General features: G+C 72.0%; 12 protein-coding genes and 1 pseudogene. 2 read left to right on the forward strand and 11 right to left on the reverse strand.

Translation table 11 applies throughout. From position 1 onward, the window contains the following. Nucleotides 1–109: 109 nt before the first annotated feature. A complete protein-coding gene (locus ABZ719_RS30235; RefSeq protein WP_366728333.1) occupies nt 110–802 on the forward strand; it encodes a response regulator in 693 nt (230 codons plus the stop codon). Nucleotides 803–969: 167 nt separating this feature from the next. Here the strand turns inward: ABZ719_RS30235 and ABZ719_RS30240 are convergent. The 6 genes and pseudogenes from ABZ719_RS30240 to ABZ719_RS30265 all read right to left on the reverse strand — a co-directional run bounded on the left by ABZ719_RS30240 (nt 970) and on the right by ABZ719_RS30265 (nt 8,409). Then, a pseudogene (locus ABZ719_RS30240) lies at nt 970–2,555 on the reverse strand (cation acetate symporter). Then, the gene (locus ABZ719_RS30245) at nt 2,552–3,109 is read right to left on the reverse strand and encodes a DUF485 domain-containing protein (protein ID WP_366728334.1); all 558 of its coding nucleotides are present in this window, start codon (nt 3,107–3,109) and stop codon (nt 2,552–2,554) included. The pseudogene ABZ719_RS30240 and the gene ABZ719_RS30245 overlap by 4 nt, the downstream one beginning before the upstream one ends. Nucleotides 3,110–3,281: 172 nt before the next feature. Beyond that, nucleotides 3,282–3,965 (reverse strand): response regulator transcription factor, encoded by a 684-nt coding sequence (locus ABZ719_RS30250; RefSeq protein WP_366728335.1) that lies wholly within the window; start codon nt 3,963–3,965, stop codon nt 3,282–3,284. Continuing rightward, on the reverse strand, nt 3,962–5,113 hold the full coding sequence (locus ABZ719_RS30255; RefSeq protein ID WP_366728336.1) for a histidine kinase: 1,152 nt from the start codon (nt 5,111–5,113) through the stop codon (nt 3,962–3,964). The genes ABZ719_RS30250 and ABZ719_RS30255 overlap by 4 nt, the downstream gene beginning before the upstream one ends. Beyond that, entirely contained in the window at nt 5,110–5,634 is a 525-nt protein-coding gene (locus ABZ719_RS30260; RefSeq protein WP_366728337.1) for a DUF1453 domain-containing protein, read from the reverse strand. Before ABZ719_RS30260 ends, ABZ719_RS30255 begins: the two co-directional genes overlap by 4 nt. Before the next feature lie 651 nt (nt 5,635–6,285). Continuing rightward, a complete protein-coding gene (locus tag ABZ719_RS30265; protein ID WP_366728338.1) occupies nt 6,286–8,409 on the reverse strand; it encodes a DNA topoisomerase IV subunit B in 2,124 nt (707 codons plus the stop codon). Nucleotides 8,410–8,849: 440 nt separating this feature from the next. Here ABZ719_RS30265 and ABZ719_RS30270 point away from each other — a divergent pair, with 440 nt between their 5' ends. Beyond that, on the forward strand, nt 8,850–9,080 hold the full coding sequence (locus tag ABZ719_RS30270; RefSeq protein WP_366728339.1) for a hypothetical protein: 231 nt from the start codon (nt 8,850–8,852) through the stop codon (nt 9,078–9,080). Nucleotides 9,081–9,191: 111 nt separating this feature from the next. Here ABZ719_RS30270 and ABZ719_RS30275 read toward each other — a convergent pair whose 3' ends face one another. The 5 genes from ABZ719_RS30275 to ABZ719_RS30295 all read right to left on the reverse strand — a co-directional run bounded on the left by ABZ719_RS30275 (nt 9,192) and on the right by ABZ719_RS30295 (nt 16,786). Continuing rightward, nucleotides 9,192–10,052, reverse strand: a complete 861-nt coding sequence (locus ABZ719_RS30275) for a serine protease (RefSeq protein WP_366728340.1) — start codon at nt 10,050–10,052, stop codon at nt 9,192–9,194. A 120-nt stretch (nt 10,053–10,172) separates the two neighbouring features. After that, a complete protein-coding gene (locus ABZ719_RS30280; protein WP_366728341.1) occupies nt 10,173–11,720 on the reverse strand; it encodes an RNA polymerase sigma factor in 1,548 nt (515 codons plus the stop codon). Between the two features lie 492 nt (nt 11,721–12,212). Beyond that, nucleotides 12,213–13,100, reverse strand: a complete 888-nt coding sequence (locus tag ABZ719_RS30285; RefSeq protein WP_366728342.1) for an FCD domain-containing protein — start codon at nt 13,098–13,100, stop codon at nt 12,213–12,215. A 162-nt stretch (nt 13,101–13,262) separates the two neighbouring features. Continuing rightward, on the reverse strand, nt 13,263–15,878 hold the full coding sequence (locus ABZ719_RS30290) for an ATP-binding cassette domain-containing protein (RefSeq protein ID WP_366728343.1): 2,616 nt from the start codon (nt 15,876–15,878) through the stop codon (nt 13,263–13,265). A gap of 149 nt (nt 15,879–16,027) precedes the next feature. Further along, nucleotides 16,028–16,786: an NUDIX domain-containing protein gene (locus ABZ719_RS30295; RefSeq protein ID WP_366728344.1), complete on the reverse strand. Its 759-nt coding sequence runs from the start codon at nt 16,784–16,786 to the stop codon at nt 16,028–16,030. Nucleotides 16,787–17,048: the final 262 nt, after the last annotated feature.

Here is a 17,048-nt window from a genome sequence, read left to right on the forward strand (position 1 = left end):
AGCCGTTCTTTTGCTCGCAAGCACCTGTTGTGCTCGTTTTGCTCGCGCTACAACAACGGAGCCGAAACACGGGCTTAACGCTCGCCAGGCCTTGAGGGAAAGAGCCCCGATGATTGACGTCCTGGTGGTCGACGACGACTTCCGTGTCGCCGAGATCAACGCGAAGTACGTGGGAAAGGTTCCCGGTTTCCGGGTGACCTCCCGCGCGCACAGTGCTGCCCAGGCACTGGCCGCCGTACAACACGGAGGCATCGACCTGGTCCTGCTCGACCACTACCTGCCCGACCGCACCGGCCTGGAACTCGTCCACCGCATGCGCGAACAGGGCCTGGGCACCGACGTCATCATGATCACGGCGGCCGGCGACGTGGCGACCGTGCAGCAGGCGATGCGGCTGGGCGCGCTGCACTACCTGGTCAAGCCCTTCACCTTCACCGCGCTGCGCACCCGCCTTGACTCCTACGCCGCCCTGCGCCGCACCGTCGACCGTGTCGGCGGCCGCGGAGTGGCCGGGCAGGAGCAGGTCGACCGGATCTTCGGTGCCCTGCGCACCACACCGGCACCGCCCTCCCCCGGCCTGCCCAGCGGCCACTCGGAGCCGACGACCGACCTCATCTGCGGTGTCCTGCACGGCGCCGGCCGGCCCCTGTCGGCCCACGAGGTGGCCGAGCGCACCGGTCTGAGCCGGTCCACCGCCCAGCGCTACCTGCGCCACCTGGAACAGGCCGGCCGGCTGCGCCTGTCACTCAAGTACGGCGACACCGGACGCCCGGAGCACCGCTACGCGTGGGTGGCGCCGTGACCCGGGCGGGGCGGCCGGTGCCGGCGGCCACCGGTGACCGGCCGGTCCGCTGCCGCAGGTGCCATGGGGGCGCCTCCCGGCGAGAGCGAGGGCGCCCGCCTGGCGACCGGTCGCCAGGCGGCCCGCCAGGACGGCCCTCGGTGTGACGACGGCCGGACCGGCCCCGCTCACACGGCCCCCGCCCCGGTCAGCGACCGCACCTCCGTCTCCGCGTGCCTGGCCTCGTCGGGCGGTTCCGCGGAGGTGACGGTGCCCAGCCAGCCGGCCAGGAAGCCCAGCGGGATGGAGACGAGGCCCGGGTTCTGCAGGGGGAAGTACTGGAAGTCGACGCCGGGGAAGAGGGAGTCCGGGCTGCCCGAGACGACCGGGGAGAGCACGACGAGCCCCAGAGCAGGGATCAGACCGCCGTACACCGCCCACACCGCGCCACGCGTGGTGAACCCCCGCCAGAACAGGGAGTAGAGCAGCACCGGCAGGTTCGCCGAGGCGGCGACGGCGAAGGCGAGCCCGACCAGAAAGGCGACGTTGAGGTCACGGGCGAGCAGACCGAGGCCGATGGCGACCACCCCGACGCCGACGGCCGCGATCCGTGCCACGGCCACCTCGCCGCGCTGCCGCCCGCCACGCCGCCTCAGCGACGCGTACAGGTCGTGGGCGACGGACGCGGAGGAGGCGAGCGTGATGCCGGCGACCACCGCGAGGATGGTGGCAAACGCGACGGCGGCGACCACCGCGAACAGCACCGTGCCGCCCGTGGAATCCGCACCACCGCCCAGGTCGAGGGCGAGCAGCGGCACCGCCGTGTTCCCGGCCGCGTTCGACCCGCGCACGGCCTGGGGCCCGACGATCGCGGCGGCCCCGAACCCGAGCACGATCGTCATCAGGTAGAAGCCGCCGATCAGCCCGATCGACCAGAGCGCCGACCTGCGCGCCGCCCGTGCGGTCGGCACCGTGTAGAAGCGGGACAGGATGTGCGGCAGACCGCCCGTGCCGAGTACCAGCGCGAGCCCGAGGCTGATGAAGTCCAGGCGCGCGGTCCAGTCGCCGCCGTAGCCAGGAAGGCCGCCCCGTGGCCGCTGTGCTCGGCCGCGGCACGCAGCAGCCGGTCGAGATCGCCGTGAAAGCGGACCATGACGAGCACGGTCAGCGCGACGGTCCCGGCCAGCAGCAGCACGGCCTTGACGATCTGGATCCAGGTGGTGGCCCGCATCCCGCCCAGCGACACATAGACCACCATCAGCGCGCCGACGACGATCACGGCCCACGCCTGCGCCGCGCCGCCCGCACCGGTCCGCCCCAGCAGCAGGGCCACCAGACTGCCCGCGCCCACCATCTGCGCCACCAGGTACAGGACGGACACGGTGACCGAGGACGTGCCCGCCGCGATCCGTACCGGCCGCTCGCTCATCCGGGCCGCCACCACGTCGGCGAGGGTGAACCGGCCGCAGTTGCGCACCAGTTCGGCGACGAGGAACAGCACCACCAGCCAGCCCACGAGGAAGCCCACCACGTACAGCACCCCGTCGTAACCGAAGAGCGCGATCAGCCCCGGCACACCGAGGAAGGAGGCGGCCGAGGCGTAGTCCCCGGCGATGGCAAAACCATTCTCCATCGGGGAGAACAGCCGCCCGCCCGCGTAGAACTCCTCTGCCGAACCGTGTCTCCTGCGGCTCACCCAGGTCGTGATGGCCAGCGTGACCGCCACGAACCCGCTGAACAGCACCAGCGCCGGCGTCTGGTGGCCACCGGTCATGACGCGCCCTCCCGCATGGTTCCCCGTGTCAGCACCTGCGTGTCCCAGCGCAGTTCGAGCGCGGCCCGGTCCCGCCGCAGCCGGGCGTGCCGGGCGTAGGCCCAGGCGAGGAGGAAGGTGGTGAGGAACTGCCCGAGCCCCGCGAGGATCGCCACGTTCACCGCGCCCGCCACCGGCCGCGCCATCAGCCCGGGCGCGGTCGTCGCCGTCACGACGTAGGCCACGTACCAGACCAGGAAGACCGCCACCGCCGGGACCACGAACCTCCGGTAGCGACGACGCACCTCCTGGAACGCGGCACTGCGCTGCACCTCCAGGTACACCTCGGCCGCCGTCCCCGCACCCGGCCGGCCCGCCTCCTCCCGCCGTGCCGCCGGCACCCCTGCGGCGGGGGCTCCCGCCCCCTCGCCCTCACCCCAGCCGGACGCCAGCGCGTCGTACCACGGATCGCGGTACCGCAGGTCCTCGGGCGCCTGCTCCCGGCCCTCGTGGCTCCCGGGCGGGCCCTCTGCGCCGCCCCCGTCCCCGTGGGGACCGCCGTTGCTTGACTGCATGCCCAAGGATGGGCAGAACGGGAAGATTCCCGGCTTCCCTTCCCCTCGCTCTTCACTCCATCAGGTGACCCGACCCCAGACGACTCACCTCCGGGTGACTCCGCCCACGCGACTCGGCCCCGCGTGACTCCGCCCGGGCGACTCGGCTCCGGCAGGCTCGGTCCCGGGCGGCTCAGCTCGCCGGCGGCCGCGCCAGCCCCTTCGCGTACGCGTACCGCACCGCCTGCGCCCGGTCCTTGAGGCCCGTCTTGGCGAAGAGGTTGTTGATGTGCGTCTTCACGGTGGCGGTGGAGACATGCAGTCGACGGGCGATCTCCTGGTTGCTCAGGCCCTCGGCGATCAGCACCAGCACCTCGCACTCCCGGCCGGTGAGCCCGTCCGGCGGCTCCGAGGGATGCGTCTGCCGGTGGTCGGAGTCGGACAGCCGCTCCAGCAGTCGCCGCTGGATGCCGGGCGACAGCCCCGCGTCCCCCGACAGCACGCTCTCCACGGCCCGGACGATCTCGTCACCCCCCGCGTCCTTGGTCAGATAACCCCGCGCTCCCGCCTTGAGCGCGGGAAACAGCGACTCGTCGTCCGCGTAGGTCGTGAGGATCACGACCTGGGTGCCCGGGTACTGCGACCTGATCCGCCGGGTGGCCTCGACGCCGTCGCAGCGGGGCATCCGCAGGTCCATCAGCACCACGTCGGGAGCCACCTCCGCGACGAGCTTCACCGCCTCGTCCCCGTCGCCCGCGGACCCCACCACCTCGATGCCCGGGAGCAGCCCCAGCAGCATCACGATGCCTTCGCGCACCACCGTCTGGTCGTCGGCCACCACCACCCGCGCCGGTTTCCTCCCGGCCTCGTCGCTCATACCGGCACCTTCAGTGTCACCACGAACCCCTCCTCGCGCGGGCCGGCCTCCAGCGAGCCGCCCAGCAGCTCGGCCCGCTCCCGCATGCCCAGCAGACCGTACCCGCCGCCGGCCCCGCTCAGGTCGCCCGGCGGGCCGCCCGAGTCCCGCACGTCCAGCATCACCTGGTGCTCTCCGTAGTCCAGCCGGAGCCGGACCTTGGCCCCCGGAGCATGCTTGCGGACGTTGGTCAGGGCCTCCTGCGCGACCCGCCGAACCGCCTGCGACGCCTCGGCGGGCAGCGGTCTGCGATCACCCGAGACGGTGACCTCCGCACCGTCGGTAGCCGCCACGAGCCGGCTGAGGAAGTCCTCCAGCGGCGTCAGCTCCCCGCGCAGCGCGGACAGGGCCTGACGGGTCTCCTCCAGACCGTCGCGGGCCATTCCCCGGGCGGCGACCACCCGCTCCAGGATCTGGTCGCGCTCCGCGCCCCGCTCGATGAGGAGCCGGGCCGCCTCCAGGTGCACGAGCTGCGCCGAGAGGCTGTGCGCCAGCACGTCATGGATCTCCCGGGCGATCCTCGCCCGCTCCCCCAGCGCCACGGACTCCGCCTCCGCCACCCGCGCGGCCCGCTCCTGCGCGAGCAGCCGCTGGGCGTTGCCACGGGCCTCGGCGTCCAGCCGGAGGACGTAGCCCGCGAGCGCCAGGCCCGCCGCCGTGACGGCGGTGGTGAGCCACCGGTCGTCGTTGGCGAGAACGAAGGCGGTGAGCGCGACACCGGTCAGGGGCGTGGCCGCCGCGAGCGGCAGCCTCTCCAGCGCGGCGATCGCGCAGGCGCACCAGATGACGAGGGCGGGCACATGGAAGCCCCCTGCCTGCGCGGCGGCCGCCACGCCGAGGAGAACGGCGAAGAGCCCCAGCGACGGCGCGAGCCGGTGCGCGAACGTGGTCCGGAAGAAGCCCCAGCCCGCGGCCGCCACCACGACGACACCGACGGCCCCGCCGAACGCACCCCAGAGATGGACGTGACTGCTGCGGAAGGTGCTCCACAGCAGGACGGCGGCCATCAGGATCCGCGCGCCCCACCCGAGGAGGCGCCGGGGCCGGGAGATTCCGACGCGTCCCAGCGCCTCCGGAGAGGGCCAGCGCGTCCAGACGTTCTCCGTCACACGCGCTCCTTCCACGCGGGTCGGGGGCTGCCGCCACCGTACGCCGGGAGCGGGCCGTCCGCCGGGGTCAGGGCCCGCGTCCTGTGGACGAGGACGCCCGAGCGAACCAGCAGGGTGGCGGCCAGGGCGAGCATGAGGGCCGGGCTCCCCTGGTGCAGGCCGAGCAGCGCGCCGCACCCGAACAGGCCGGCACGCAGGATGATGCCTCCGGCCCAGACGGCCATGCTCGCCTTGGTGCTCTTGGTCCAGACGGTGCCGTCCGGCTCCGCCCATATGCGGGTGGTCCAGGCCCATCCGGCCCCGATCCCGAGGCCGATGACCAGTTCTGCCGCGAGCAGCGTGGAGGCCGCGATGCGGTGGTGGGCGTCGATCAGACCGGGGTCACGCAGCGCGACCACCGCCAGGATCGCGGGCAGGAGCCACCAGCGCCGGTCGGCGTCGAGCCGGCGTGCGCCGAACTGCCTCGTGATCACGACGGCGGCGACGGCGACGATCACCAGCACATTGACGAGCCCGGACATCAGAGCCTCCATGAGCGGGAAGGGGAGGCCGACGGCGAGAACCGTCGACGCCTTCGACGCTACGGAAATCCGCGGGCGCAGTGATCGGAGCACGGGTGGATCACGGGTGGATCCCACACCGCCGCCGGCTCCACCCACGGGTGGAGAGAGGGCCGGTGGCAGAGCGTTGCGCACCGGCGACGTACGCACCGGCGCCCCGGCAGCCGGCGCGGCTCGACCAGCGGACGGAGACAGGAGAAGACAGGAGCCGGTCCGCCGCTCAGGACGGCGACCGCGGACCGGCCCATACCCGCCCGCCGCACATCGGCCCTGCCGACGCGCTCCGTCCCCGACCATGACCAGGCCGGCCGACGCGCTCCGTCCTCGGCCATGAACCAGGCCGGTCGACGCCCGCCCGGCCCCCGCACGTCGCCGGGCCGGCGTCTGCCCGCCCACGACCGTGCCGGTCGACGCCTCTCCGTCCACCACCGACCGGGCCGGCCGGTGGTGGAGCAGCTTCCTCCACTGCCCGCCGGTCCGGACCGGCTCTCGCGGCAGAGTTCCGGCCCTCCGGACTCAGGCGCTCCACGACGACCGGTCCAGACAGGCCGGGCCGGTGTCCCTGCCCGGACCTGCCCGGACCGGCCCCGCGGCTGCCCGGTCCGCCGGCCGCTACGCGTCGATGCGCGAGCGGTCGAGTGTCGCCGCCGAGCTGGCGATGAACTCCTTGCGAGGTGCCACGTCGTTGCCCATCAGGAGGTCGAACACCCCTTCCGCGGCCTCCAGATCGGAGAGGTTGATCCGGCGCAGGGTGCGATGGCGCGGGTCCATGGTGGTCTCGGCCAACTGGTCGGCGTCCATCTCACCGAGGCCCTTGTACCGCTGGATCGAGTCCTTGTACCGGATGTTCTTGCTCTGGAACTCCAGGAGCTTGTCGCGCAGTTCGCGGTCCGAGTACGTGTAGACGTACTTGTCCTGGCCCTTCTTCGGCTGGATCAGTTCGATGCGGTGCAGCGGCGGCACCGCCGCGAACACCCGGCCGGCCTCGACCATGGGCCGCATGTAGCGGTGGAACAGGGTCAGGAGCAGGGTGCGGATGTGGGAGCCGTCCACGTCCGCGTCGGTCATCATGATGATCTTGCCGTAGCGTGCCGCGTCCAGGTCGAAGGTGCGGCCCGAACCTGCCCCTATCACCTGGATGATCGCGCCGCACTCGACGTTCTTCAGCATGTCCGTGACGGACGACTTCTGGACGTTGAGGATCTTTCCGCGGATCGGCAGCAGCGCCTGGAACTCGGAGTTCCGGGCGAGCTTGGCGGTACCGAGCGCGGAGTCGCCCTCGACGATGAACAGTTCGCTGCGGTCCACGTCGTCGCTGCGGCAGTCGGCGAGCTTGGCCGGCAGGGAGGAGGACTCCAGGGCCGTCTTGCGGCGCTGGGCGTCCTTGTGCTGGCGGGCCGCGATCCGGGTCCGGGCGGCGGCGACGGCCTTCTCCATGACCACCCGGGCCTGCTGGGCGGCGTCCCGCTTGGTGGAGGTCAGGAACGCCTTGAGTTCCCTGGTGATCACGTTGTTCACGATGCGGCGGGCCGCCGAGGTGCCGAGGACCTCCTTGGTCTGGCCTTCGAACTGCGGCTCGGCGAGCCGGACCGTGACGACCGCGGTGAGGCCCTCCAGGGCGTCGTCCTTGACGATGTCGTCCTCGGCGACGCGCAGCATCTTCTTGGCCCGCAGCACCTCGTTCATCGTCTTGGTGACGGCCTGCTCGAAACCGGCGACGTGGGTGCCGCCCTTGGGCGTGGCGATGATGTTGACGAACGAGCGCAGGGTGGTGTCGTAGCCGGTTCCCCAGCGCAGGGCGACGTCCACGCCGAGATCACGGGTGACCTCTGTGGGTGTCATCTGGCCGTGGTCGTCGAGGACGGGAACCGTTTCCTTGAAGGAGCCCTGTCCGCTGAAGCGGAGCACGTCGCACACGGGCCTGTCGCTCGCCAGGTACTCGCAGAACTCGCTGATGCCGCCGTCGAAGCGGAAGGACTCCTCGCCCTTGCTGCCGCCCTCGCCGAGGCCGTACTCGTCACGGACCACGATGGTCAGGCCGGGCACCAGGAAAGCGGTCTGCCGGGCGCGCTGGTGCAGATTCTCCAGGGAGAGCTTCGCGTCCTTCAGGAAGATCTGGCGGTCGGCCCAGTAGCGCACGCGCGTCCCGGTCCGCGCCTTGGGGATCTTCTTGGCCTTGCGCAGACCGCTGCCGGCCTCGAACCTGGCCTCGGGGCCATTGCCGGTGAACGCCCCGGGCACGCCGCGCCGGAAGCTGATGGCGTGCGTGTGGCCGCCGCGGTCGACCTCGACGTCCAGCCGGGCGGAGAGCGCGTTGACGACGGAGGCGCCGACGCCGTGCAGACCGCCGGAGGCGGCGTAGGAGCCACCGCCGAACTTGCCGCCGGCGTGCAGCTTGGTCATGACGACCTCGACGCCGGACAGGCCGGTCCTGGGCTCGACGTCGACCGGGATGCCGCGGCCGTTGTCCCGGACCTCCACGGAGCCGTCGTCGTGCAGGACGACCTCGATGTGGTCGCAGACGCCCGCGAGGGCCTCGTCCACGGAGTTGTCGATGATCTCCCACAGGCAGTGCATCAGACCGCGGCTGTCGGTCGATCCGATGTACATGCCGGGGCGCTTGCGCACGGCCTCGAGCCCCTCGAGGACGAGCAGGTGCCGCGCGGTGTAGTTGGAGCCGTCACGGTCTGCTCCTGCCAGCAGCGCTGTGGACGGCACGGACGTATCGGCGGTCACGCGGTTCGCTCCTCGCTGAATTTCAGGTGAGGCCCTCGTGGGTAAGGGCGCGGCTTCGGTTGCCGCTCAGAGGGTACCGAGGCCTGGTAGAGCCCTTGTAACGCAACCCTCGGCAGCGACCCAGACTAGTCGACGATCGCATGTACGTTCGATCCCTCGATGGAGTGAAGCACATATCACGTTCCCTTCGAGGCATGAACCATTTAGGCTCCGGGCACGTCCTCATGAACAACCGGCAAGCCGGCCGGGAGGACCGACCATGACCGACAGCGCGAACCCGTAAGACACACAGAAACGTAATACGGCACATTCGCCGCCAAACCGGCAACGGACAGCCGTCTCGGAAAGATTTTTCGAGGAAAAGCCGCGAGCGGGAACGTTTGGGGCTGGTTGGATGTTGACCCTGGTACGACAGCTCGTCGAGCTAGAGAAGAGGCGACGTGACTACTGTTCTGACCCCCGCGAGCCCGCTGACGGCCGCTGATCGCTGCGACCGCTGCGGCGCCCAGGCTTACCTGCGCGTCGTCCTGCTGAGCGGCGGAGAACTGCTCTTCTGCGCCCACCACGGTCGCAAGTTCGAGCCGGAACTCAAGAAGATCGCCGCTGAGATACAGGACGAGACGGAGCGCCTCACCTCCGTGCCCTCCAACGCGTCCGAGGAAGAGCGCTGACCGAGCGCTGACCATCTCGCACGACGAGCCAGCACCGGCACAGGCCGGCGAACGGGCGGCCGCTCCTGACCCACAGGAGCGGCCGCCCGTCATTGTGCCCGTGGAGCCCCGTCAGCCTTCGGTGACCGCCCCGGGCAGCGCCCTGGACCCGCGGGCCTCGCGCAGCGCCCGCACCACGGCGGACACCCGTGTGTAGACGCCGGGGTTCCCCGCCCGGCCGCAGCCGTTCCCCCACGACACGAGCCCGATGAGGCGCCCCCCGGCCACCAGTGGGCCGCCGCTGTCCCCCTGGCAGGCGTCCCGGCCGCCCGCGCTCTCCCCCGCGCACAGCATCGTCTCCGGCGCGTACGTCCCCTCGGCACTGCCGGGATAGGCCCGCCGGCACTGGGCGTCGGGCAGGACGTGCACCCGCGCGGCATGCAGGCCGTGCGGGTAGGCGGCGCCTCCGGTCGTGTCCCCCCAGCCGTAGACGAGAGCGCTCGTGCCCGGCGTGTACGCCGGGTCGCCCGCGCCGGCCATGGAGATGACCGCCCGTTGCGGCAGCGGCTCGGCCAGGGTGAGCACCGCGAAGTCCCCCGAGTTCGTCATGACGTCGTAGCCCGGATTGACCCAGGTTTCTCGTACCCGGATCTCCCTGCCCTCGGCGGAGAGCAGGTCCGTGCGCCCCTGGATGACTTTCAGATCGCGTGTCGGTGGTGCGCCGACCACCTCACCGGCCAGACAGTGGGCGGCGGTCAGCACGGTGGTGCGGGCGACGGCCACAGCTCCGCAGAACTGTCCCGCCCGGGTACCTCCGAACCGGTCACGGCTGGCCAGAGCCACGGTCCACGGGCTCTGCGACACGTCGACGGGAAAGCCCCCCACGACAACGCTGTCGGCGGCCGCGGGGGCCGTGCCCACCAGCGGTATCGCGGCCCCCGCGGCCGCCAGGACCAGCGGCCCGGCCAGTGCCCGGGCAATACGGCATCGCATGCGCGCTCCTCACTCTGGGATGATCGTCGAACACCCAGAGTCGGGCAGAGCGGGAGACATCGCAGCACGAAGACCCGGCCCCCTTCGGGGAACCGGGCCTTCGTCGGCGTACGGCCGGGCCTAGTCGAGGTAGTCGCGCAGCACCTGAGAACGGGACGGGTGACGCAGCTTCGACATGGTCTTGGACTCGATCTGACGGATCCGCTCACGCGTGACGCCGTAGACCTTGCCGATCTCGTCGAGGGTCTTGGGCTGGCCGTCGGTGAGACCGAAGCGCATGGAGACGACGCCCGCCTCACGCTCGGACAGGGTGTCGAGCACCGAGTGCAGCTGCTCCTGCAGGAGCGTGAAGCTGACCGCGTCGGCCGGGACGACCGCTTCGGAGTCCTCGATGAGGTCACCGAACTCGCTGTCGCCGTCCTCGCCCAGCGGGGTGTGCAGGGAGATGGGCTCGCGGCCGTACTTCTGGACCTCGATGACCTTCTCCGGGGTCATGTCGAGTTCCTTGGCTAGCTCCTCCGGGGTGGGCTCGCGACCCAGGTCCTGGAGCATCTGGCGCTGCACGCGCGCGAGCTTGTTGATGACCTCGACCATGTGCACCGGGATACGGATGGTGCGGGCCTGGTCGGCCATCGCGCGGGTGATCGCCTGACGGATCCACCAGGTGGCGTACGTGGAGAACTTGTAGCCCTTGGTGTAGTCGAACTTCTCGACCGCGCGGATCAGACCGAGGTTGCCCTCCTGGATGAGGTCCAGGAAGAGCATGCCGCGACCGGTGTAGCGCTTGGCCAGCGAGACCACCAGACGGAGGTTGGCCTCCAGGAGGTGGTTCTTGGCCCGGCGGCCGTCCTCGGCGATGATCTCCAGCTCGCGCTTGAGCTTCGGCGCCAGCTTGTCGGCGTTGGCCAGCTTGTCCTCGGCGAACAGGCCCGCCTCGATGCGCTTGGCCAGCTCGACCTCCTGCTCGGCGTTGAGCAGGGGGACCTTGCCGATCTGCTTGAGGTAGTCCTTGACCGGGTCGGCGGTGGCACCGGCCGCCGCCACCTGCTGGGCGGGGGCGTCGTCCTCGTCCTCGTCGGAGAGTACGAAACCGGCGCTCTCGGTGCCCTCCGGCTCCTCCGCGCCCTTCGGATCCTCGAGCACCTCGTCCTCGAGGAGCTCGGCGTCGTCCTTCTTGGCGCCGGTCTTCTTCGCCGCCGTCTTCTTCGCGGCGGCGGTGGTCTTCTTGGCCGCCGTCTTCTTCGCGGCGGCGGTCGTCTTCTTGGCGGCGGCCTTCCTGGCGGCCGCGTCGTCCTCACCCGGGGTGTCGACGGCAGGCGCCGCCGCCGGGGTGGCGGTGGCGGTGGCCTTCCTGGTGGTCACCGTCTTGGCCGCGACCGTCTTGGTGGCGGTGCGCTTGACCGGGCTCTTCGCTGCGACGCTCTTCCGGGTGCGCTTGTTGGGCTCCGCGGCACTGACCATCAGCGTCACACCCTCTTCCTCGAGGATCTGGTTGAGGCTGCGCAGTACGTTCTTCCACTGAGTGGCCGGGATCTGGTCAGCTTCGAAGGCCCGACGCACATCGTCGCCGGCGATCTGCCCCTCAGCCTTTCCCCGCTCAATGAGCGCCATGACAGAGACGGACTCGGCGATCTCCGGCGGGAGCGTACGGGATGTGCTGGCCGACACGAACAACCTCTCGGAACGTTGGAAAACGGCTTCCGGCCCCGTCCACGAGTGGACAGGAGCCGACCACCGGCCTGGGGATGGGCCGACGGCGCGGGCGGGGGCCGGGAAGATGCACAGCGCCATGAACGGCGTCCGTATTCCCTCCGCGGCTGTCACCTCTTAGGTCATCGCGTTGTTTCCACGAGCGTTACGCCCAATCCGCGTGGCCCGAGTCACACCCCGTAAGCGCTCAAAAACGGTCAGAAGCGGGCAGAAGTGTGTGGCGATGTCTCGCCCGCCACCGGCCGGAGACACCGGTCTTCACACGCGGACCCCGCCGAGTGCGCCAAGGATCCGGCAGGGTCCGCCGAGGAGCCGCTCACCGGCCGGGCAGCGCCGCACGCGAACGGCGGGGCGGCGGGCGGCGGGGCGAGCGGTCCGCGGGCCGGACGGCCCCGCGGGAGGGCGGCACGGCTCCGGCCGTCCGCCCGCGCCCGGAGCGGCACCCACGGGTCAGTGCTCGCGCGGCGCCGGCACCACGCGCTCGATCTCGGGGTGCACCGTCAGGAGCTGGCGCATGGCCGCCTCCGCCGCCGCACCGTCGGCGGCCGCGAGCGCGTCGACGATTCGGGCGTGCTGGGCGACGGACGCCTCGTTGGGGCGCTCACAGCCCGTGACCGGACCGCCGGACACCTGGAGGGCGGCCGAGACGATCCCGGCGAGGTGCTCCAGCATCCGGTTGCCCGCGACCTGGATGAGCAGCGAGTGGAACTCCGCGTCCGCGCGGGAGAAGGTCAGCGCGTCCCCCTGAGCCAGCGCGTGCCCCATGATCTCGACCATGTCGGACAGGCGCTGCTGGACGTCTTCGCGACCGTGCCCCGCGGCGAGCCGCGCCGCGAGCGGCTCGATCGTCCAGCGCAGCTCGCTCAGCTCACGGCGCTGGTCGTCGCGCTGCGGACCGAAGGCCCGCCACTCGATGATGTCCGGATCAAGAAGGTTCCAGTCGCTGACCGGACGCACGCGGGTGCCGACGTTCGGGCGCGCACTGACCAGGCCCTTGGCCTCCAGCACACGGAGCGACTCACGGACGACGGTGCGGGAGACCTCGAAGCGCTGGCCGATCTCCTCGGGCACCAGCGGGCGGTCGGCGCCCAGATCGCCGGAGACGATCATCTGACCGAGCTGCTGGACGAGTTGGCCGTGCAGGCCGCGCCCGCGGCTGCCCGCGGCCCGTCGGCCGACGCGTCCCAGGTCGGGGTCCGCGGTCTCCCAGGCAGGGCTCGCGACGCGGTCGGGGACAGGCGCCTCGGCGTAGGGGTAGCGGTCGAGTTCGCCCGGGCCGGCAAGACCGGAGTCTGAGGAGCGGGCGGCGGTCATCATGGTGTGCGCAAGGGTACTCACGGATCCTTTGTCGGCGCTGCCTCCAACTCCCTTGAGGTCTTTGGTGAAAAGCACACGAAAGGGTGATCGCTCACTCCGTCGCAATTGACGCCTTATCGGAAAGAATTGTGCTTTCCGCGAGGAATTGCGCACGATGCGCGATCGAAAGAGTACGAACGGTGGTCACCTCGTCCTGCTCCGCAGCGTCGTCATCAGGTACCCGCCCACCAGCGTGGCCAGCGACAACGTGAGGGCGCCACCGACAGGTTGGGCGATCACGCGGGCCGCGGCGGCGACGTAGCGGTCACCCCCGAAGGGCCACGACAACAGGAACGTTTCGCGCAACCGTGCGGGCAGACCGGCCGCGTCCCCGTTCGTCCCTCCCAGGGCCTGGCGCACGAGGGGTGCGACGACGACCGGTACGGCGACGACCGCGGCGAGACCGGCGGTGGTGGACCGGAACAGCCCCGCTGCGAGCACCCCGGCCCAGCCGCAGCCGACGACCAGGCCGGCCCAACTCGCGGTCGGCGCGAGCCAGTCGCCGGGAACCTGGGTGAGTTCCCGTCCGTACACGACATAGAGCACCTCGGCGTCGCAGCCGACCGTGAGGAAGGCCAGCAGCAGAGCGGCGGCCGTGGTGACGAGGAGCTTCGCGGCGAGCAGTCCCAGACGGCGGGGGACGGTGCCGCGGTCCGCCGCCAGCGCGGGATGGCGGAACTCGTCGCCGAAGGCGAGCGCGCCGATCAGCCCCGCGCCGAGCGCGGCCGGCGGCAGCGGGAACTGCTGCGGCCATGCCGCGAGCAGCCGGGGCTGGGGCGTGTGCCCGATCCGCCCCACCACCAGTGCGGTCAGCGCGGAGACGACGAGCACGGCGGCACAGATGGCGAACCCGGTGCCGATGCCGAAGGCGCGGCGCAGTTCGTAGCGCACGGGACGCAGGGGGCCGGCGCCCGCACGGACGGAGATGGGAGGGGGCAGGGGCGCCGAGGCGTCCGGCCTGACGGCCTCCGCCGGACGCGGAGTGGGGATCGAGGGCTGTGCCCCCGCGGTGGCGGTACCGGACGGCTGGGCCGCGGCACGGCCGGGTGGAGCCGTGGTCTCCGATGCGCCGGTCCCCGTTTCTCCCGGACGGGGGCGCCGTGCCCCTTCCTGGCGCGGGGCGGGGCGTCGCAGCACGGAAGACCGTGCGTCGGCCGGGGGGACGTGGCTCCGGGCCTCCTTACGGCCGGGCTCGTATGCGGCGCCTTCCGGCGCGGGCACGCCGCCCGGGCGCTCGGGGCGGGACTCGCCGCCGTGACGGACCGCCGCGGACGGGGCGTCGCCGGGGCGGCCGGTCCCGGGGGCGTCGCGGCAGCCGTCGGCAGGCACCGGGGCCGCGCCCTCGCGGCCGGGAACTGGACTTCCTGCCCCTGAGCGGGTCCCTGCCCGCACCGCCCGGCCGCTGTGTGCGTGCGCCGTCGGGGGCGCGCCATCGGCGGGTGCGGCCGGTGGCGCGCTGTCGGTATGCCCGGAGACGGAGACGGCCTCGGACGGTCCGGACGCGGCGTCCGCCGCACCCGCCGTGTCCGTCGCGTCTCTCGCCGCCCTCGTCGCGGCGCCGGATGCCGCTGCGAGCGTCGCCGTCGCGACTCGTTCCTCGAACCCGTCCGGGAGGCCGTTGTCGCGGGGACCGGCGGCGGGCTTTCCTTCGGCTGTCGCGGAGCCGGGCCCCTCCGCCGGCGCGGCAGCGGCGAGCACGCCGCCGACGTCCGCCGCGCTCCGCGCGCTCCCGTTCGCCGCGCCGGCCGCTTCACGGGGGGCGCGTCCGGCGCGGGCGGCGGCAGGCGCCGGCCGCCGGTCCGCCGCCGGGTCGGCCGCCGGACTCCGGTGCTCCCCACCCACCGTCCGGCCGGCGGCCTTCTGCTCTGTCCCGGCCCCGGCTCCGGCTCCCATGTCGCCGATCTCGTCGGCCAGTTGGTGAACGAGGATGCCGTGGCGGAACGCGGTCTCACCGACATCGGCGCACGTACTGCCGTAGACGGAGAGGCGGTTGCCGTTCTCCCGTACGACCTCGACGGAGCGGTGCGCGGTGCGGGCCTCCTTGGCCAGCAGAGCCGCGAGGCGGGCCGCGTGCGGGGTGCGGACGGCGACACGCGGACGCAGTCGGTGGCGCCCGAAGTCCTCGGCCTCCTGGTCGGCCACGACGGTGCCGCGTTCCAGCGTGACGACACGGTCGGCCGTGCGCGCGGCCTCCTTGGGGTCGTCCGTGGCGAACAGGACCGTGCCGCCCCGGTCCGCGTGGGCCCTCAGCATCCCGTGCAGCCAACGGCCCTCGCGCGCGGAGAGTCCGCGGGTGGGGCTGTCGAGCACCAGCGTGTGCGGATCGGTCAGCAGGACGCAGGCCAGGCCCAGTCTCCGGTCCATGCCCCGGGACAGCGTGCCCAGGTGTTCCTCCCGGAAACTGACGAGTCCGACTGCTTCGAGAACCTCGTCGGCCCGCCGGGCGGGCAGTCCCGCCGCAGCGCAGAGCATGCGCAGGTGGCCCCGGACGGTACGGGAGGGGTGACCGGGTACATCGCCCAGAAGGACACCGACCTCGCGCGCCGGGTGGGCGATGCGGTGCAGAGGACGGCCCTTGAAGTAGGTGATGCCTCGGCCCTGTTGGAGTTCGAGCATGAGTCTGAGCGTCGTCGTCTTGCCCGCGCCCGCAGTCCCCAGGAGCGCGGTGACGCGCCCCGCGCGCGCTTCGAAGGACACGTCGTCGACGGCGGGCGGAATGCCCTTGCGGGAGTCGCTGGTCAGTCCGAAGGCCTGGATCACCCGCAGCAAGATAGCGCGTTATGTCCCTTTTTTCGGGGTTCTCGGGTGCGCGAGGCGCGTTCCGCACCTTCCGCCGCCCCGCCCGCTCCCTCGTTTTTCCCGGACCGCGGGAAACAGCGCCTTCACCCTCCGCGCACGAGGACGGGGAATCAGACCTCGGGCCGCAGCATGGGCGGGTTGAGCAAAGTGGCGCCACCGGCCCGGAAGAGCTGCGCCGGCCGGCCGCCCTGCCGCGTGGTCGTGCCTCCTGTCGGAACGAGAAAGCCCACTGTGCCCGTCACCTTGCGGTGGAAATTGCGTGGATCGAGCGCCACGCCCCACACCGCCTCGTAGACGCGGCGCAGTTCGCCGACGGTGAATTCGGGCGGGCAGAAGGCGGTCGCCAGCGACGAGTACTCGATCTTGGAGCGAGCCCTCTCCACCCCGTCGGCCAGGATCTGGGCGTGATCGAAGGCGAGCGGGGCCACCGGTTCGCCGTCGCGCCCGTAACCGCCCTGCTGCAGCAGTTCCTCCACGGGTGCCCACCGCGCGTCCCCGGCGTCACCGCCCGCCCGGGGCGCGGGCAGATCCGGCGCGAGGGCGAGGTGGGCCACGCTCACGACGCGCATCCTCGGGTCACGCTCCGGGTCCCCGTAGGTCGCGAGCTGCTCCAGGTGGGCGCCGTTGTCCTGGACGGGCGCGGCGGGGTCGTGGGCGCGCAGGCCGGCTTCCTCTTCCAGTTCGCGTGCCGCGGCCTGCGCCAGGTCCTCGTCCTGCCGCACGAAGCCCCCGGGAAGCGCCCACCGTCCCTGGAACGGCGGCTCCGCCCTGCGCACCGCCAGCGCGCACAGGGAGTGATGGCGCACGGTCAGCACGACCAGGTCCACGGTGACGGCGAAGGGCGGAAAGGCTGACGGGTCGTAGGGCATGCCGTGATCATAGTCGTCTGCCTGACGATAAACACTCCCTTCGTCGGTCGCAGCGTCGACCGCTGCGCGGGCATCCACCCCGAGCCCCACGGCTGCCCCCGCCAGGTCGCAGCCCCGGGTCGCACGAGGTCGAGCCCCCCTCACAGCCCCTGGCGTGCGAGGTCGAGCACCCCGTTATCTTCTTCGCGGTCCTGCAAGAGGGCCGCTGGCCTCCGGGCCCGGTATGACTGTTGCCCCCTGTCGAGTGGATGACCTGGGGGGT

It is taken from the genome of Streptomyces sp. NPDC006743, from assembly GCF_040703815.1.
GTDB lineage: Bacteria > Actinomycetota > Actinomycetes > Streptomycetales > Streptomycetaceae > Streptomyces.